This window comes from Streptomyces sp. NPDC005811 (assembly GCF_040630405.1).
Lineage (GTDB): Bacteria > Actinomycetota > Actinomycetes > Streptomycetales > Streptomycetaceae > Streptomyces.
Map to the genome: position 1 here is coordinate 64,443 of NZ_JBEXXK010000036.1, position 17,356 is coordinate 81,798.

Annotated in this window: 10 protein-coding genes, 1 other RNA gene and 1 pseudogene; 4 read left to right on the forward strand and 8 right to left on the reverse strand. The window is 72.1% G+C overall.

The window, feature by feature from the left end:
- Positions 1 to 58: 58 nt before the first annotated feature.
- Genes ABZ490_RS32880 through ABZ490_RS32895 form a run of 4 tightly spaced genes read right to left on the reverse strand, consistent with a single transcriptional unit; the run spans position 59 to position 8,584 of the window.
- Positions 59 to 1,348: a TIGR02679 family protein gene (locus ABZ490_RS32880; protein WP_358998261.1), complete on the reverse strand. Its 1,290-nt coding sequence runs from the start codon at positions 1,346 to 1,348 to the stop codon at positions 59 to 61.
- Positions 1,345 to 5,595, reverse strand: a complete 4,251-nt coding sequence (locus tag ABZ490_RS32885; RefSeq protein ID WP_358998264.1) for a TIGR02680 family protein — start codon at positions 5,593 to 5,595, stop codon at positions 1,345 to 1,347. Before ABZ490_RS32885 ends, ABZ490_RS32880 begins: the two co-directional genes overlap by 4 nt.
- On the reverse strand, positions 5,592 to 6,962 hold the full coding sequence (locus tag ABZ490_RS32890; RefSeq protein WP_358998267.1) for a TIGR02678 family protein: 1,371 nt from the start codon (positions 6,960 to 6,962) through the stop codon (positions 5,592 to 5,594). The genes ABZ490_RS32885 and ABZ490_RS32890 overlap by 4 nt, the downstream gene beginning before the upstream one ends.
- Positions 6,962 to 8,584 carry a TIGR02677 family protein gene (locus ABZ490_RS32895; protein ID WP_358998270.1) on the reverse strand — a complete coding sequence of 541 codons (1,623 nt, stop codon included), beginning with the start codon at positions 8,582 to 8,584 and terminating at the stop codon, positions 6,962 to 6,964. Before ABZ490_RS32895 ends, ABZ490_RS32890 begins: the two co-directional genes overlap by 1 nt.
- A gap of 201 nt (positions 8,585 to 8,785) precedes the next feature.
- Between ABZ490_RS32895 and ABZ490_RS32900 the strand changes: the two genes are divergently transcribed.
- Both ABZ490_RS32900 and ABZ490_RS32905 read left to right on the forward strand, forming a co-directional pair.
- Positions 8,786 to 10,891 (forward strand): AAA family ATPase, encoded by a 2,106-nt coding sequence (locus ABZ490_RS32900; protein WP_358998271.1) that lies wholly within the window; start codon positions 8,786 to 8,788, stop codon positions 10,889 to 10,891.
- Positions 10,884 to 12,140, forward strand: a complete 1,257-nt coding sequence (locus ABZ490_RS32905) for a PE-PGRS family protein (protein ID WP_358998274.1) — start codon at positions 10,884 to 10,886, stop codon at positions 12,138 to 12,140. The genes ABZ490_RS32900 and ABZ490_RS32905 overlap by 8 nt, the downstream gene beginning before the upstream one ends.
- Positions 12,141 to 12,204: 64 nt before the next feature.
- Here ABZ490_RS32905 and rnpB read toward each other — a convergent pair.
- The 3 genes and pseudogenes from rnpB to ABZ490_RS32920 all read right to left on the reverse strand — a co-directional run bounded on the left by rnpB (position 12,205) and on the right by ABZ490_RS32920 (position 14,343).
- An RNA gene (gene rnpB / locus ABZ490_RS32910) (RNase P RNA component class A) lies at positions 12,205 to 12,607 on the reverse strand.
- A 115-nt stretch (positions 12,608 to 12,722) separates the two neighbouring features.
- Positions 12,723 to 13,502, reverse strand: a pseudogene (locus ABZ490_RS32915) (DMT family transporter); the annotation flags it as partial.
- 19 nt (positions 13,503 to 13,521) lie between these two features.
- Complete coding sequence (locus tag ABZ490_RS32920) at positions 13,522 to 14,343, reverse strand: AraC family transcriptional regulator (protein ID WP_358998277.1); 822 nt, start codon at positions 14,341 to 14,343, stop codon at positions 13,522 to 13,524.
- Positions 14,344 to 14,477: 134 nt separating this feature from the next.
- Between ABZ490_RS32920 and ABZ490_RS32925 the strand changes: the two genes are divergently transcribed.
- Both ABZ490_RS32925 and ABZ490_RS32930 read left to right on the forward strand, forming a co-directional pair.
- Positions 14,478 to 15,266: a MerR family transcriptional regulator gene (locus tag ABZ490_RS32925; RefSeq protein WP_358998280.1), complete on the forward strand. Its 789-nt coding sequence runs from the start codon at positions 14,478 to 14,480 to the stop codon at positions 15,264 to 15,266.
- Positions 15,263 to 15,892, forward strand: a complete 630-nt coding sequence (locus ABZ490_RS32930; RefSeq protein WP_358998283.1) for a hypothetical protein — start codon at positions 15,263 to 15,265, stop codon at positions 15,890 to 15,892. The genes ABZ490_RS32925 and ABZ490_RS32930 overlap by 4 nt, the downstream gene beginning before the upstream one ends.
- Here the strand turns inward: ABZ490_RS32930 and ABZ490_RS32935 are convergent.
- Complete coding sequence (locus tag ABZ490_RS32935) at positions 15,843 to 17,300, reverse strand: RNB domain-containing ribonuclease (RefSeq protein WP_358998286.1); 1,458 nt, start codon at positions 17,298 to 17,300, stop codon at positions 15,843 to 15,845. The two genes, ABZ490_RS32930 and ABZ490_RS32935, sit on opposite strands and share 50 nt — an antisense overlap.
- Positions 17,301 to 17,356: the final 56 nt, after the last annotated feature.

Consider the following 17,356-nt stretch of genomic DNA (forward strand, 5'->3'; position numbering starts at 1 on the left):
GCCGTACCAACGGCGGAGAAAACGCGGGACGCTGTCGCTTGGGGGTACAGAAGCTCTCTCACCGAAGGTCCTCCAGCAGCAGATCCACAACTGCCTCCTCGTGCAGCGCGCCCCCCAACGCCTTCATCGTCGGGCCCAGTTCCGCATCCCATGTCGCCTCAACCGGCGTCCCGACGAGCGGCAGCGGCGGCGTGCCCCGTAGCTCGGCGCGCGTCACCAGGTACTCATAGTCCGCCGCGCCCATACGCCATGGCTCCGCCCCGTACCGCCCCATGACCCGGTTGGCGAGGGTGAGGCCCGGCCAGTCGAAGTCACCGTGGTAGGCGAAGGCGCAGTCGGCGGCGGCCAGCGCGTCGAGCAGGGTGAGGACGACTGTGGTCGCGCTGCCCGAGGTGCAGATCAGCAAAGCCGTACAGCCGGCGTCCGCCGCGGCCTCGACCACGCGTGGGTTCTCACAGATGTGGACGCGGGTGCGTGAGGGCAGTTCGAGGCGCAGGGTGCGCAGTTCGCGCAGGGTCAGGTGGGTCTCCAGGTGGTGGTCCGCCCGTTCGCGCAGGGCGGTCTCCTGCCAGGTGGCTCCTCGCGGGCGCAGACCGTAGGTCAGGACCGTGCTGGAGACCTCGTCCGGGGTGACGGAGGCCTGGCGCCACAGGGCGCGGCGGGCCGGTGCGTCGGTCGGGATGTCGACGCCCTGGGCGAGGGCGATGCCGCGCTGGACCAGGCGGGACAGCAGGGTGCCGTCGTCCAGGCCGTGTGCCGAGCCGGTGACGCGGGTGGCGAGTTCGCCTCGACCCCAGGTCACGGCGGGCTCAGTGCCGGGGTAGAGGGTCGCGAGGGTCTGGATGGCCTGGGTGAGCGTGGTGAGCGCGATGGTGGGTGACTGACGGGTGACGGTGCCTGTCCGTCGTATCTCCGTCAGCCACGCATGGGCCCAGGGCTGGTCGACCAGTGGCGTCGCGGCCAAGGCCGTTTCCGCCATGGACCACAGGTGGTCGCGTTCGGCTGCCGCGGCGTCGCGGACCGCTCGGCGGTCGGTCAGGGGCGGGCCCAGTGCCGTCAGCGTCGCGGCCAGGCCCCGGCCGGCCGCGCTGGCGCGCAGGCGGGCGTCCAGGTCGGGCAGGCGGATGGAAGCGGTGGGGCCGGTGACCGGCTTGGCCAGGAGGAGGGACAGGGCTTCGCGTTCCTGCGGGTCGAGGTGCTGGAGTCTGATCGTGCCGGTCGGCTGGAGGCCTCCTCGTTCGAGGCGGGTGCGGGCCGCCGCCCACAGGCGGCTCAGGCCCGGCCTGGACAGGAACGCCAGTGCCTGTGCGTCGAAGGGCGGGTCGCCCGCCGCCCCGGCCTCCCTCATACCGACATCAGCCTCCGCTGTCGCCCGTTCCACGTGTAGTGCAGCGTCGCCACGCCCCGCACATGCGGGTCGCGCAGGCACTCGTAGATGTGCAGGGACGGTACGTCGGGCCAGTTGCCTACCAGCCGTTCGCTGGTGAGGACGAAGTCGAGGTCCAGGTCGACCAGGATGCGGCCGAGGCGGGCGTGGGTGGGCTCGTCGACCTTGGCGAAGGCGTCGTCCAGCAGGATCAGGCGCGGGGCGTGCGGCGCCGACTCGGCGAGGCTCGTGAAGTGGGCGGCCGACGCTGCGAAGAGCACGAGGTAGGAGAGGACGCGCTGCTCGCCCTGGCTCATGCCCGTGCGGCCGGTCAGTTTGCGGCGGCTCCCCGGGGCGGCGTCGTTCACCACCCAGGGCGTGAAGGTGAACCAGTCGCGGTAGTCGAGAGCGGTGCGCAGGTGGGAGGCGTAGCCCCCGCTCGGATCGGCGCGCCGGGCGTCCTCGATGCGGCGCTGGAGCAGGTCGCGGAGCTGTTCGGACTGCTCACGGGTACGCAGGCCGGAGGGGCTGCGCAGGAGGTCGACGGCAGCCTTGACGTCCGCTTCCACACCGTCCGCCAGCTTCCAGTCGAGGGTGACACCCAGGCCGTGCGACGTGCGGACCGTGGAGAGAGTGGTGTTGAGGGCGGCTACCAGGGCGCCCGCGGCCAGGACCTGGGCGGAGAGGTGGTCGCCCAGTTCACCGGTCAGGAAACGCTGGAAGACCTCCCGTTCGCGTTCCGTCAGCCGGTCCCGTGCCTCCGCCGCCTGGGCCGCGATGCGCCCGCCGACGAGGGCGATGTCGTGCGGGCCGTGGTCGTCGACGAGTCGGCAAAGCTTGATTCCGTCGTGTTCCTGGATCGTCGCGTCGTAGCCGCCGGACAGCTGGTCACGCAGCTCGGTGTGACGCTTGAGGAGCGTGGTGTCGGAGGTGTCGTGGCGTTCGGCGTCCAGACGACGGCGTACGGCGTCGACCAGCTCGCGCAGTGCCTGGATGCGCTCCCGGGCGTCGCCGTGGACCGGGTCCGGGGACTTCAGGGCCCGTCCCTCGCGATCGTCCTCGCCGGCGTCGAGGGCCGCCGCCTGCGCCACGCCGGGCAGCGACAGGGCCGTACGCAGTCCCCTGCCGCAGGCCAGTGCCTCGCCCTCCTGGGTGGCCAGCGCCGCACGCCGGCCCTTCTCGTCCTCCTCCGCACGGACCCGCTGGTCGTGTGCGTCGGTCATGTCCTGCCGCAGGCGGGGAAGTTGGCGTCCCACGGCGTCCAGGCGACGCTTCGCCTCGGCCTCACGGGCGAGGATCTCCTGTTCGCCGGCGCCGAGCGCCTCCTCAAGGGTTCGGACGGTACGGCGGGCGTCCTCCAGACGGCCGAGCGCCACGCCGTAGTCGGACTCGGCGTCCCGCCGTGCCACCACGGCGCGCTCGTAGTCCGTACGGTGGCCGCCGTGGCTGTCGGCCGTCGCGACGACGGCGCGGATACGTCTCCGCAACTGCTCCGTCCCCTGGCTCAGCCCCTTCAGGGCCAGGCGCACCGCGTCGAGTGCGGCCCCCTCCGCCGGGAGACCGTGGGCACTCGCCGTCGCCTCGGTCTCCCGTCTGGCGGCGACGGCACGGGTACGCGCCTCCTCCGCCTCGCGGGCTGCCGAGGCAGCCTGACCCGCGAGTGCCTCGGCGGCGCGCTCGGCCTCGGCCGTACGGGCCCACGCGTCGGTCAGCCCGCGTGCCGGGGGCGGGCGACGAAGTACGTCGGCCGCCTGGTCCCGGTGCTGGGTCAGAACGCGCAGGCTGTGCTCTCTCCGTGCCGCCTCGTCCCGCACAGCGGCCAGCCGACGGTCCAGGTCGGCCAGCATCCGGCGCCGGGTCTCCGCCCGCACCTCCGCGCCGACGTACTCGGCGGCCTGCTTCCCGTGCCGGCCATGTGCGATGCCGAGCTTCCAGGAGCCGTCGGTACCGAGGGCGGTGTGCGGTGTGGCGGCTGTGGACCGAGCATCTGGATCCGGCGCCGCTGTCGTGTTCGCTCTTTCTGCCATACCGGCCGGGTGACCGCTGTCCGTGATGACGGCCACCGCCTCCAGCACCCGCTGGACCTGCTCGACGCGCACCCCGGTGTCCGGCGCCGGGACCGGGCGGAGCAACCCCGCGAGCGTCGCCCCGGCCACGGGGACTCCCGGAACCAGCAGGGTGTCGCACGTGGCCGGATCCAGGACCGTGCCGTCGGCCCGGACCCAGGCATCGAGCAGGCCACTCGCCTCCAGCGCGGCTTCCAGCCCGGCCCGCGCCTCGGGCCCCAGGTCGTCGGCGAAGTCCACCAGGCGGTACAGCGGCGCCCCGGTGCCGGGCGTACGGGCAGCCGCGCGGTGGGGCGAGGGCCGGGGTTCGGGGTCGGTGCGGCGTTCCCAGTCCTCGCGCTCGCGTCGGAGCCGGTCTCGTTCGGTGTGCGATTCGCGGACCCCGACGGCCAGGGCGTCGCGTTGCTCGTTCAGCTCCGCGAGCCATGGGTCGACGGCTGACCGGGCCGCTTCGGCCACGTCGTCGGGGGTGCGGGCGGGGAGCGCGCCGTCCGCGGGATCACGCGTGACCAGGGCGTCCACGATGTCCAGCGGCAGCCCGGTGAGCTCGCGCAGCCGGTCGGTCCAGGCGCGGACCGAGTCGGCGTACGACTGCGACTCGTGCGCCGCTTCCTGTCGGCGCCGCCCGGCCCGGGAGCGCGCCTGGTCCGCCTGTTCCTCCAGTCGTTCACGGGTGGCGTCGGCCTCCTGTGCCTCACGTGTGGCCCGGTCGGAACTCCCGATGAGTGCGCTCAGTTCGGCCACCGACCGGGAGCGGTTTCTGATCACGGGCTGCGCGGTGTCGAGCCGGGCGTCCCACGCCTGCAGCGCGCTCGCGCACGCCTCGGTGTCCAGCGCCAGCACCCGCTCATGCCGTACGAGGTGGAAGTCGCCCTCCGGAGCGGTCAGTTCGGCTGTCGAGGCGGGCGCCACCGGTGCGGCGACGCTCGCCACGGGCTCCCCCAGATGCATGGCGTCGAGCCCGGACCGCTCGGCCTCCTGCGTCAGTTCGCCGTGTGCGGTGCTCAGTTCCACCAGTTCACCGCCGAGGCGACCGGCCTCGGCGGTGAGTCGCCGCCCGGCCTCCTCCTGGTTGATGTGTGCCTGGCGCGCGGACTTGAACGCGGTGGCGGCCGCGCTGTGCAGAGCGGAGACCGTGGCGCGCTTCTCCCCGAGTTCCGTAAGGCCTCGGTATGCGCTGCTGGCGTGCAGCGCGGCCAGGTCCGTCTCCGCCGCGGCCTGCTCATCCTCCAGGACTTCGATACGGGCGCCGAGTTCCGCCTCGCGCTCCCGGAGCGTCTCCGTGGTCCTCGCGGCGTCCCCGGCGGACCTGCGGTACTGCGCGAGCCGTTCCAGTTCACCGCCCGACCGGTCCGCGCGGCGGCGAAGCGCACCGTGCAGATAGCCGCGGTAGGTGGTGAGGAAGGTGCGCAGCGCCTGGTCCGTCCGTTCCAGGCGTCCGAGGTCGGCCCGTACGGCGTCGAGGTCGTCGAGGTTGCGGGCGACTTTCTCCACGATCTCGTCGTCGAGGGCGGGCAGGGTCTCGGCGAGGACGGAGACCAGGCCGCCCGAGTCGATGCGGTCGCCGATCGTGGGGCGGCGCAGCCGGTGGAGGAGGTGCGTGAGGTTGCGGTAGCGGGCCGGGTCGGTCAGGCCGAACAGTTCACGGGCCACCCGGGCCCGGTGTTCCACGGCGCGGTCCGACACGTTCTCCGGGCCGACGAGGGCCTTGAGCTGGTCGACGGGAAGCGGCTGGCCGGCGGGGGCGAGCTGCAGATCCTCGCCGACCCGGAGCGGGGTGACGAAGAAGAAGGGCTTGGCCGTCCTGGTCGACTGGGACGCGCGAATCGCCGTGCCAAGGGTGAGGTACTGGTGGGCGCCCTCCTCGTCGGTGCGTGCGAACTCCACCCACAGATAGCCCAGCCGGTTGGTCTGCCCGAAACCGTCGAGCATCAGCCAGACCAGGGTGGTGCGCCCGGTTCCCGTGGCGTCCAGGGCGCGGGCGTCGCCGTCGAGCAGATACGGCAGCAGCATCTCCAGGGCCTTGGACTTGCCGGCGCCGTTCTTGCCGCGCAGCAGCAGCCGGCCGTCGCCGAAGGCGAATTCCTGCTCGTCGTACTGCCAGACGTTGCGGATGCCGGCGCGGTGGAGTCGGTAGCGGTGCGGGGACGGCGGGCGGTTCACCGGAGCGGCTCCTGGGTGACGTCTGGGGACTGGTCGGTACGGGAGTGGTCTGTACGGGACTTGACGGCCACGGTGGTGGCGTAGCGGGCGGCCGCGGCGAGCAGGATCCAGGCGCCGTCCGTATAGCCGCTCGCACAGCCGTTCGTACGGTCCTGCCCGCGTGCGCCCGCGACATCCGTGACGGAACGGCCGTCGGCTGCCGTCTCCTCGTACCCCTCGGGCAGACCGTGGCCGTCCGCGCGCACGGGTCCGGCGGGTGCCATCAGGCGCATCCGGCCGAGGAAGTCGAGGACGGCGGCGAGGAATCCGGCCCGGTCGTCCAGGTGGCCGCGCTGCCAGTTGCTCCGCCTGCCGTACTCCTCGATCAGCTCGTCCAGCAGGTCGGACAGCAGATCCTGCGGGACGGGTACGCCGATGACGAGTCGGCCGCCGACCGCGGGATGCCCGGGATGCTCGGGGCGCAGTCGGGCGACCAGCCGCTCCACCAGGAGCAGCGCGGCTTGAGCCACCGTCCCGGTGCCGGGCAGGTGCAGGTCGGTGAGCTCGCCTTCCGGGTCGACCAGGGCGATGCCCTCGGCCCTGATCTCCGCCTCCAGGCCGAGCAGTTCGGAGAACGCCTGTGCCTCGCGGCGCTGCCGGGTGCGCAGCCATTCGCGCTCGGCGGTCGTGAGGTCGTCGAGGTGGACGACGGGGGTCTCGACCAGGCGCCTGCGGACGTACGTGCGCGGCCCTCCGAAACCGGGGTCGGCGGCCCGGCGTACGAGGTCGGCGCCGTCGCGGCTCTGGGCGAGCGGGCCGGCGACGACCGCCCGCGCGATCTCGCGGTCCACGGTCAGCAGCGCCTGGCCACCGCCCTCCTCGGCGACGGCAGAGACCTGGCCCTCGGTCTCGACCAGAACACCCCAGTCGACGAGTTGGCGCAGCGCCGCCGCGAGTGTGCGGCGTTCCGCCTGCCGGCCTGTGTCGTCGATCTCGATTCCGGCGTCGACCGCCGCGGCCCGCAGGTCGGCCACGAGCTGGGAGAGCAGGAGCTGCTCCGGGGCGGTGACGAGGACCGACAGGGCGAGAGCCAGATATGCGTAGGTCCGCGGTGTGAACGGCGTGCCGGTGGAGGGCCGTTCCAGCCGACGACCCGAGCCCGGGCCGAGGCCAGCCTTGAACAGGCGGGCGTACGTCGCCTCCACCAGCAGGCGGTAGCCGAAAACCTGCTGAAAGCGCTGCGCGAGCCAGTCGGCGTGGCGGCGGATCAACGGAAAGGTGTCGCTGTGCGGTCCGGTGCTGGTCACCAGGGGGTGGGCGAGCAGCAGTCGTGCGGCGGCGCGGCGTTCGGCCGCGAGAGCGACATCATGGGCGGAGGGCAGGACCATCAGGCGCTCGCCTCCCCGACGTTCGTCAAGGACGTGCTCGACGTGCTCGACGTGGTCGACGTGCTCTCGACGGACAGGGTGAGGGAGTCCGCCGTCAGGTCGCCGTCCACGGACCGCAGGAGCGTGTGCCGGCCGGGGGTCCGCCATGCGAGCAGCCGGATACCGAGGTCCGTGTCGCTCGCCTGCGCGCCGTCGAGCAGGAAGTCACCGGCCTCCGTGCGCAGTTGGGCGTTTCCGAGGGCTGTGGTCAGCAGCTCCAGCAGCAGTCGCATGGCCGGCGCCCCGAGTCGTACCTGCTCGAACCTCCCGGACGCGCTGCGCAGTTCGTCGGCGGCCGCCTGCCGGGCCTCTGCCTGTTGTCGCGCCTGTTCCATGAGGCGGCGCTTCTGCTCGGCATGGTCCTCGACCGCGGCGGCCCGTCCGCGTGGCGCCCGGCTGCCGCGCTCGCGCAGTGCCACGGGAACCTCCACCACCGGCCCGGTCCACCAGCTCACGTACGCCGGCACGGACTGGTCGGGATCCGGCGCCACTCCCAGGTGCCGGGCCCCGTAGAGCCCGAAGGCGGCGACGGCGAGGTCATGGGCCTCCTCCGGCTCGGCCGAGTCGAACCATGCGGCCAGCCGTAACAGGTCCTTGCGGTGGGACATCTCCCCGGAGGCCGACCGCAGCATGCGCTTGGCGTTGGCCAGCAGCGACTGCAGGGCGCGCAGGGTGGCGTCGCGCAGTTGGTCGACCTGACTGCCGTGTTCGTGTCCACCGGTGTCGGTGAACCAGTCGCGCAGTCCTTCCCAGTCGGCGAGACCACGGCCGCGACTGCGCTGTACCCGGGTCTCGGGCAGCCCGTCGGCGAGCGCCCCGATGCCTGCCGTGTGCGCGTCGACGCGGGCCAGCAGCGCGGGCAGGTGCGGCCATACGGCGTCCAGGTGCGCGGCGATACGGGGTGCGCGGAAGGAGATGTCCTCGGTGATGGCCTCCACGTAGTCGAGAAGCAGCTCCTTGAACCCCTGGTACTCCGCTCCGTCGAGGTCGTAGCGGGCCAGGACCTGACCCAGGTACGCGTAGAAGTCCCGCACCGACTCGGCGAACTCGGCGAACTGCACGAAGAGCGTGCTGACCCGCTCCAGCGCATGCTGCGGGTCCGCGCCGCCCGGCGCCGCCGCCATGGCGGCGATGTCGCGCAGGCCGCGCTCGACGAGGGCGAGCAGCTCGCTGCTCACCTCCCGGGCGGCGTCCGCCCCGGCCAGTACCTCGTCGGCGTCCCGCTGGACCCGCTCCCCCAGCTTGGACAACTGGTAGCGGGACCGCGAGCGTTGGTACTCGGCGATGCTCGTCGCCCGGACGGTGTGCGTGCTGCGCAGCAGAACGCCCCAGTGCACCAGTCGCTCGAGCCGGGCGGTGAGCGTCTCGGCGTCCAGGTCCGCCCCAGGGCCATCAGCGCGGGCCAGCTTGGCGTGCACATCGGGCACCGCCAGATCAGCGAGCAGCGTGCCGCAGAACACCCGCATCACGGCGACGTACTCCAGACGCTCGGGGGCGCTGAGGTAGGCGTAGGCACTCAGCCGCTGCCATGCCTCGGTGCCTGCGTCCTCCCCGCGTAGTGAGTTTCCCGGGTTCCCCTCCATGCCGCCGAGCGTACGGACCGGCACTGACATTCCGGGGCACAGTCCGGAAAACTGAGTTGTGTCACCACACGCAGGCAAAGCACTCGGCCGATTGACGGCCGTCCCGTGGCAGCCGGGGAGGAGCTGGCCGATGGCCCGGCCCTCTCCTCGAACTGCCCAGGGCCGGCGCCCGGGACATGATGTTCCGGCATCATTGCGCGCATGACGGACGCGATGGACCTGCAGACGGCAGCGGCGGCATTCGACCGGAGCAGCACGCCGGAGACCGAGACGGCCGCGGAGGACGAACGCAAGCAGGTGCTCGCACAGTTCCCCTTGGAGGAGTGGGCGACACTGCCGCTTTCGCGCTACGCGCTGGGGCAGGGAGCGCCGTCCGGCAGCGGGCCGACGTACTGCCGGTTGATGGAGTTCGGCACCCCGAACCTCGGCAGCATCAAGGGTGGCAGCGCGGCGAAGCACATCATGTACCACCACAACTCCGGCGAGTGGCGGGTGGCTGCTCCCCTGCGCGGGTTGGAGCCGGAGGACGCGTGGAGGGAGCTGCGCGGGCAGTTCGTGCGTGCCTTCGAGGCCGTGGCCGCGGAGGACTTCGACGTGGTGGACGACCTGGACGTGCTGCGGTTCGGCCCGACGTTGGTCACGAAGTCCCTGGCTGTCTACTTCCCCGAACATTTCCTGCCGATCTACGCAGCAGAGCATCTACGCAAGTTCGTCGCACTCCTGGGCGGGACCGCGCAGAGCGACTCACCGGCCTGGCACACCAACCGTCGACTGCTGCAACTTGTCCGCTCACGACCGGAGTTCGACGGTTGGAGCCGACAGGAGGTCATGCGCTTCCTGTACGAGCGGTTCAACCCGCGTCCGCAGCAGCGGAGCATCTGGAAGATCGCGCCGGGTGAACGAGGACGGCTGTGGGACGCGTGCCGTGACGGCGGTGTGATCCGAGTGGGCTGGGACGAGCTCGGCGATCTCGGCCAGTACCAGAGCGACACCGACCTGAAGCAGGCCCTCGACGCCCAGTGGCCGCGCAGCAGCGGCGGCAGCCTGACGCTCGCCCGACGACTGCTGGCATTCCGGGACCTGGAGGCGGGCGACCGGATCGTCGCCAACCGCGGGGTGGACGAGGTGCTGGCGACCGGTACCGTCAGCGGGAGTTACCACTTCGAGTCCGACCACACCGAATACCGGCACGTCGTCCCGGTGGCCTGGGACGTCTCCCGCGCCCGGAAACTGCCGCAGCCCCAGCACGGCTGGCGGTCCACGTTCGCCAAGGTGCAGCCGGCGCTTTTCGCACAGTTCGCCGCAGGCCTGGCCGAACAGGGCCCCGAGCCCACCGCCGAGTCGTACGCCGACGGCCTCGGCACACTGCCCGAGGATGTCGCGGACGTACTGGAAGCGCTGAAGCGGAAGGGGCAGGTGATCCTGCACGGGCCACCCGGCACGGGCAAGACCCGGCTCGCGCTGGGTGCCGCTCTCGCCCTCGCCGGTCGTGCGGACGCGCTCGACTCGACGCCGGACCGGCGGGCGGCGGCCCAGGCCGAGATGCTGCAGAACGGCCGCATCCACATGGTGACCTTCCACCCGTCCTACGGGTACGAAGACTTCGTGGAGGGGTTCAAGCCGTCGCTGAGTGCCACGGGCCCCGGACTGACACTGGCACTCACCGACGGGGTGTTCCACACCCTGTGCACCCAGGCCTCCGCTCGCCCGGAGGAGGAGTTCCTGCTGATCATCGACGAGATCAACCGTGGCGATCTGCCACGCATCTTCGGCGAGTTGGTCACCTTGCTGGAACTGGACAAACGCGGTCTGCCCCTCGCCCTGTCCGTCAGCAAGCGCACCTTCCACGTCCCGCCGAACGTCCGGATCATCGGCACGATGAACACCGCCGACCGCAGCATCAGCCATCTGGACGCCGCCGTACGCCGCCGCTTCGCCTTCCTCCCGGTCGGCCCCGACCCGGACGCCGTGTCCGGCACGGTCGGCCCACTGGACCTGGCGCAGTTCTTCGAGTCCCTCAACACCCGTATCACCCGACACCTCGACGCCGACCATCAGATAGGGCACGCCTACCTGCTCCGCAACGGCGAGCCGATCGCCACCGAGGAGGATCTGGCGGCCGCGTTCCGCCATGAGGTGATCCCGCTGCTCGAGGACTACTGCCTCGGCCGTGCCGACCTGCTGCACCGCATCCTCGGGAGCCTCGTCGACGAGCAGTCCGGGCGTCCCGCGGTGATGTCACCGCAAGATCTTCCCGCAACGCTGGCGAACGAGTTCACCAGTGGAACATCGGGCACCGATGCCTGACCCCACCGAGGTCCGGCTCGGTGAGTACGGATCCGCCCTCCTCGACATCCAGCAGCTCACAGCCCGGGACATCGAGCGTCTCCACGCTCTTCAGGCACGTGGTTGTCTCCGTCTGGACCGCGTCCCGGCCGGGTGGCGGATCAAAGCCGACGCCACCGTCGGCATCCTGGTGCTCGACCACGTACGGCTGGTCGTCGAACCGAAGTTCGCCATCCCCGGCGAACAGCTCATGAGCTGGCTGTCCTACGCCCTCCGCGCACCGACACCGCTCCCGGCGACGGCCCGACGCTGGGCCACCGGTCCGCAAGGCTATGCCGATCTTGTGGCAGCCGCTCTGCTCGAACAGTGCGAGCAGCTGATACGGGAAGGGCTGCGCCGGGACTATGTGAGCCGACAGAGTCTGGAACCGGTCCTGAGAGGGCGCCTCGACCTCACAGCCCAGGTGTCCCGCCGCTATGGGCAACTCGATCAACTGCACGTCCGCTTCTTCGCCCGCGAGACGGACACCTGGGACAACCGCATCCTGGGCACCGCTCTGCGAGAGGCCCGCGGCCTGGCTATACATCCCGACCTGGTCCGCGATCTCCACGCCCTTGCCGACGCGTTCCCGCAGGCGCCGACCCCCAACGCCGCCCTCCGCGCCTTGGACCGCGTCCGGTACACCCGTCTCAACGCCCGCTACCGCGCGGCGCACACGTGGGCCCACCTGCTGCTGCGCGGCGGAGGCGTGACCGATCTCCTCACCGATGAGGGGACCAGGGCGGACGGTCTCCTGCTGGCCATGCCCGCCCTGTGGGAGGCCGTCGTCCGGCGCCTGGCCACCGAGGCCGTCGCGCCGCACGGCGGACGCGCCGTCCCCAGCAGCGGAGCGACAGGCATCACCGTCCAGGGCGACCTGGGCGCTGTGTCGGCCTTCCGGCCGGACGTTCTGCTCAGCCTCCAAGGACATCACGCAGCCGAGCACACGCTGCTGCCGGTGGACGCCAAGTACAAGCGATACGACAGGTACGGCGTCGGCGCCGCTGACATCCACCAGCTTCTGACCTACAGCGCCGGCTACACCTCGAAGGCCCCTCCGCGTGCCGTCCTGATCCACCCTCACCTGGGCGGGCATTCCCACCGGCTCCTCCAGGTGCGCGGGCCGGGAGGCATGCTCGGAAGCATCCACGTTGTGGGCGTGGACACCGCCGCGCCCCCTCCGCAGGCGGCCCGATGGATCGGGTCGGCACTGCCCTGGGGCGACTGGTAAGTGGGCAGCCGACGGCAGCTACGCCAAGGAATGACAACATCAGAGGGAAAGCCGCAGGTAGCGGCAGACGAGTCGGGCTGTACGCCGGGTTCTGTCGCCCGGTCGCCTCGCGGCGGCCGGGGAGACGGCCATCCATCTAGGGCCGGTGTTGCCACCGGCCTCGTGCGGTCTACCCGCGGACTCGGGCGGGCAGCCCTCGAGCGTCCGCGCAGAAACACCGGGGTGTTTCCTTTTGACCTTGCTCCGGGTGGGGTTTACCTAGCCGCCTGAGTCACCTCAAGCGCTGGTGGTCTCTTACACCACCGTTTCACCCTTACCCGGCGCCGAAGCACCGGGCGGTTTGTTTTCTGTGGCACTGTCCCGCGGGTCACCCCGGGTGGCCGTTAGCCACCACCTTGCCCTGTGGAGCCCGGACGTTCCTCGGGAAGCCCCCTAGGGGGACTCCACGCGGCCGTCCGCCCGGCTCGTCTGCCGTGTCGACCATGTTACCGGGCGACGGTCGCGCTTAGGACCGGACGCCGTCGCCAGGACCGAGCCCGCCAGGATCAGCGCGAAGGCCAGCAGGACGCCTGTCGTCAACGGCTCGTCCAGGAAGAGGGCGCCGGCCGCCACCGCCACCGCCGGGTTGACGTACGTGATCACCGTCGAGCGCGTCGGGCCTATCTCCTTGATCAGTTCCAGGAAGGCCACGAAGGCGATCGCCGTGCAGATCGCGCCCAGGGCCGCCAGGGAGGAGAGGACGGGGGCGGACGGCATCTCAGAAGGCCACGTCAGCGCCGCCGGGAGGGCGTAGACGAGCGCGGAGAGGGCCAGGCAGGGGGCGATCAGTTGCAGGGTCGGGACGTCCTTCAGGCGGCGGGCCGCTATCAGCGGGGCCGTCGCGTAGCCCACCACCGTCAGCAGTACCTCGGCCAGGGAGCGCGCGTCTCCGCCGGTCAGGTGGGGGATGGTGAGGACTCCTACGCCCGCCAGGCCGACCGCCAGGCCTGTCATCCGGCGGGCGCCCAGGATCTCTCCCTCTCCCAGGAAGCGGGCCGCCACCACGCCCACGATCGGGACTCCCGCGATCAGCAGGCCGGCGGTGGAGCTGGACAGGTGGCGTTCGGCGTCGGTCAGGGTGAACCAGGGGCCGATGATCTCTATGCAGGCGAAGGCCAGCATCCACACCCAGTGGGTGCGGACGGTCCGCACGAAGCCTCCCTGGCGGATCGCGAAGGGAAGGAGGAGCAGTGCGCCCAGGGCGCATCGCGTGAACACCACCATCGACGGGGAGAGGTCCTCCACCGCCACCTTGATCAGCAGATAGGGGATGCCCCAGACCACTCCCATCAGGGAGAACAGGAACCAGCCGCGTGCAGTCATGCACCCACCATCAACCGTCTCAGTACCTCGCGTCTTGAACGCTGTTGCGGTACGCCGCCGGTGTCACGCCCAGGACTCTGCGGAACCAGCGGGTCAGGTGGGCCTGGTCCGCGAAGCCGACCAAAGGGGCCACCTCGGCGGGGCGCAGGCCGGCGTCCAGGAGGGCTCGGGCGCGGTGCACGCGGTGCTGGGCCAGCCAGGCGTACGGCGGTACCCCCATCGTCGTACGGAAGGCGCGGAGGAGTTGGTAGCGGGACAGGTCCAGGCCCTCGGCGAGGTCGGCGAGGGAGGGGGGTGCCAGGAGTTCGTCGGCCAGGCGGTCGCGTACGGCGAGTGCTATGCGGTGTGCGCCGGGGACCGCGTCCGGCGCCGGTCTGGCCGTCGAGTGGCGGCGGGACAGGGCCGTCAGGAGCCAGGGGAGGCGGGATTCCGCCTCCAGGGGGTCGGGGCAGGTGCTGAGGGTGGTGTGGGCGGCGCGGAAGGCCGCGGCCAGTTCCGGGTCGTCTATCAGGGGCTCGCGGAAGTGCGGGGTGCCGCCGAGGGTGCCCTCGGTGAGGAGGGACGGGCCGGCGTACAGGGCGCGGTAGGCGTAGCCGTCGGTGGTGTTGCCGGGGCCGCCGGTGTGCATCTCGCCGGGGGCGAGGACGACGATGGAGCCGGGGCCGGTGCGGATGTGGCTACCCCGGTAGTCGATGATCTCCGAACCGCCGACGCAGACGCCGACCGTGAACTCGTCATGGGCGTGCGGGGCGTACACGTGCTTGTCGAAGCGGGCGGTCAGGAGGTCCAGGGGCGGGCCGCAGCGGCCCAGCCTCGCTCTCGTCCACAGCGCCTGTTCCATGCCTGCCGCACCCCTTCGTCCGCTCGAAGGGTGCAACACGGGGCGGGTCGGAGAAAGTCCGAGGTGTCCGAGGTGTCCGGGGCGAAGGCGTCCGCCCTTGACCCTGCCGCAGCGTCAACGTCTCTACTAATCCCATGCGGATCGGAGAACTCGCCGAGGCCGTCGGCGTCACCACGCGGGCCGTGCGGCACTACCACCATCTGGGGCTGCTGCCCGAGCCCGAGCGGCTGGCCAACGGGTATCGGGACTACACGCTGCGGCACGCCGTCGTGCTCGCGCGGATCCGGCGGCTGACCGAGCTGGGGCTCGGGCTGGCGGAGATCAGGGACGTCCTCGCCGAGGACGAGGGGGCGGGCGCCGGGAAGCGTCTCGCCGAAGTCGCCGGGAAAGACCTCGTCGAGGTGCTCACCGAGCTCGATCAGGATCTGGCGCGGCAGGAGGCCGCGATCCGGGAGCGGCGGGCCCGGCTGCGGGTGTTGCTGGAGACGGAGCAGCTGCCTGCCGAGGGGCCGGTGTCGCCCGAGCTCGCCGCGCTGTTCGCGCGGACGGCGGGGCGGGTCTCCGACTCGCCCATGGCCGCCCTGGACCGCGAGGTGCTGGCCCTGATGGAGACGGCCGCTCCCCCGGCCGAACGGGAGCGGCTGCTCGCGGCCCTCGACTCGCTCCTGGAGTCACCGGAGGCGGTGGCCCGCATCGACGAGGCGTACGCCCTGTTGGACGCCCTCGCCGACGCCGAGCCCGACGATCCCCGGGTCGAGGCGGCCGCCCGGCGGCTCGCCGAGTGCACCCCGCGCGAGCTGCTCCCGGACGGCGCCGCCATCGACCATGAGCATTCCTTCCTGCGGGCCCTGTACGCGGACTTCGCCCCGGCCCAGGCGGAAGCCGTCCGCCGTACCCTGCGGATCCTCACGGAGGAGGCGTGAGGGCCGCGGTCCGGGCACTTGTCGGGCATGAGATACGGCTTCTCGTCAGTCTGGTGCTGTGGGGTGGCCGGCGGCTGCACGGGGTGGGGGACGGGCGGGCGTTCGGGTATGCGCGGGGGCAGGGCGCGGTGATGGCCGGGTTCGGGTTCGTGTGCCTCGTCGAGACGTTCACCATGTCGGTGCTGCTGCGGGACCGGCCGACCGCGCACCGGGTGGTGCTGGTCCTCGACCTGTACACCCTCCTGTTCGTGGTCGGGCTGTACGCCGCGATGGCGGTGCGGCCGCATGTCCTGTACGGCCGTGAGCTGCGCGTACGGTACGCCGGTCACGTCGATCTGCGGATCCCGCTGGAGCGGATCGCGGCGGTACGGCGTGAGCGCGCCCACACCCATGAGCGGGCCGACGGTGAGCTGAACCTCGCGGTCGGGTCACAGACGTCCCTCACCCTGGAGCTGGCCGAGCCCGTACCCCACGTCACCCTCCTCGGCCGCCGCCGGGACCTCACCCTCGTGCGGCTGCACGCCGACGACGCCGACCGTCTCGTACAAGCCGTCGAACAAGCCGTCGTACACGCCCTCACGCGAGAGCGAAACGCACCGTCCGGTGTGCCGGATCGGCCGCGGTGAGGCGGACGCGGAGGCGTTCGCCCAGGGGGAGCGGGTCGCCGTCGACGCGGCCGACGACCGCCGGGGACTCCAGCTGGACCGTGCCGGTGGTCGGGCGGTGGTCGTCCACGTCGACCACGCAGCCCTCGAACACCTCCCCCACTCTGTCCTTCAGCAGCGCCGCCTCGACCAGGTCGACGCAGGCCCGCTCGACGGCGTTGGCGCGGCGGCCGCCCTCGGTCATCTCCTTCGGCAGGGCGTCCAGCGCGGCGAGGACCCCTTCGGGCGGGGGCTCGCCCGCGACGGCGGCGAGGCAGAGCTCGGTGGCGTAGCGGTCGGCGAGGCGGCGGAGGGGGGCCGTGCAGTGGGCGTAGGGGGCGGCGACGGCGGAGTGGGTGGTGATGTCCGGCAGCCTCCCGTCACGGAAGACGGTATAGCCGGCGCCCCTCAGCAGGGTCGTGCACTCCTGGAGGAAGGCCGCGTGGGCGGGGCGGTGCGGGTCGAGGGAGCGGACGAGGGCGGCGTAGGACACGTGGTGCGGCCAGTCGATGCGCAGGGCGTGCGCGGTGCGGCGCAGCCGGCCGACGGCGCCGTCGGGGGCCGGGGGCAGGGTGCGCAGGATGCCGGTGCCCGAGGCCAGCATCAGGTCGGCGGCCGCCATGCCGGTGAGGAGGGAGAGCTGGGCGTTCCAGCCCTCGGCGGGGAGCGGGGCGCGGTAGGTCAGCTCATAGCCGTGGTCGCGGTCGCGGTCGCGGTCGCGGTCGCGGTCGACGATCTCCTGTTCGGGGGCGTTGAGGGAGATGCCGCCGCGCTCCGCCTCCAGGGTCTCCCGTAGGCGTCCCACCTCGGCGAGCAGGCTCAGCGGCTCCTCCGCCGTTCCGTCGTCGATCCGCCGCTGGGCTTCCGTGTAGTCGAGCCGGGTGCGGCTGCGGACGAGGGCGCGGCGCAGGTCGACGGCGAGGGTACGGCCGTCCGCGTCGAGGTCGACGGTCCACAGGGCGGCGGGCCGGTCCCGGCCGGGCAGCAGGCTGGCGGCGCCCTCGCTGAGGACGGCCGGGTGCAGCGGGAGCTTCCCGTCGGGGAAGTAGAGCGTGGTGACGCGGCGGTGGGCCTCCTCGTCCACCGGTCCGCCGGGTACGACGAAGGCGGCGACGTCGGCGATGGCGTACCGGACGCGGTAGCCGGTGCCCTGGCGGGACAGGTGCAGCGCCTGGTCCAGGTCGGTGGCGCCGGGCGGGTCGATGGTGAGGAACGGGATGTCGGTGGCGTCGTGCGGCGGCAGGGCCGGGGCCCTGGCCGCGCGTTCCGCCTCCGTCAGGACGCCGAGCGGGAAGGCGAGCGGCGCCCCGAGCTCGGTGCGCAGCCGGTCGAGGGCCTCCCGCAGGGCGGCTTCGGGGGCACCGGTCACGCGGATGTGGCGGCGGGGCATACGGCGAGCGTAGGGCGAGGGCGGCCCGGTGGCACGCCGTACGCTGTCGCAGAGCT

Excerpts from the sequence above, each read along its gene's own strand:
- ABZ490_RS32880 (WP_358998261.1), bottom strand. The coding sequence starts at position 1,348 with ATGAGGGAGGCCGGGGCGGCGGGCGACCCGCCCTTCGACGCACAGGCA.
- ABZ490_RS32890 (WP_358998267.1), bottom strand. The coding sequence starts at position 6,962 with ATGGTCCTGCCCTCCGCCCATGATGTCGCTCTCGCGGCCGAACGCCGC.
- ABZ490_RS32895 (WP_358998270.1), bottom strand. The coding sequence starts at position 8,584 with ATGGAGGGGAACCCGGGAAACTCACTACGCGGGGAGGACGCAGGCACC.
- ABZ490_RS32900 (WP_358998271.1), top strand. The coding sequence starts at position 8,786 with ATGACGGACGCGATGGACCTGCAGACGGCAGCGGCGGCATTCGACCGG.
- ABZ490_RS32905 (WP_358998274.1), top strand. The coding sequence starts at position 10,884 with ATGCCTGACCCCACCGAGGTCCGGCTCGGTGAGTACGGATCCGCCCTC.
- ABZ490_RS32920 (WP_358998277.1), bottom strand. The coding sequence starts at position 14,343 with ATGGAACAGGCGCTGTGGACGAGAGCGAGGCTGGGCCGCTGCGGCCCG.
- ABZ490_RS32925 (WP_358998280.1), top strand. The coding sequence starts at position 14,478 with ATGCGGATCGGAGAACTCGCCGAGGCCGTCGGCGTCACCACGCGGGCC.
- ABZ490_RS32935 (WP_358998286.1), bottom strand. The coding sequence starts at position 17,300 with ATGCCCCGCCGCCACATCCGCGTGACCGGTGCCCCCGAAGCCGCCCTG.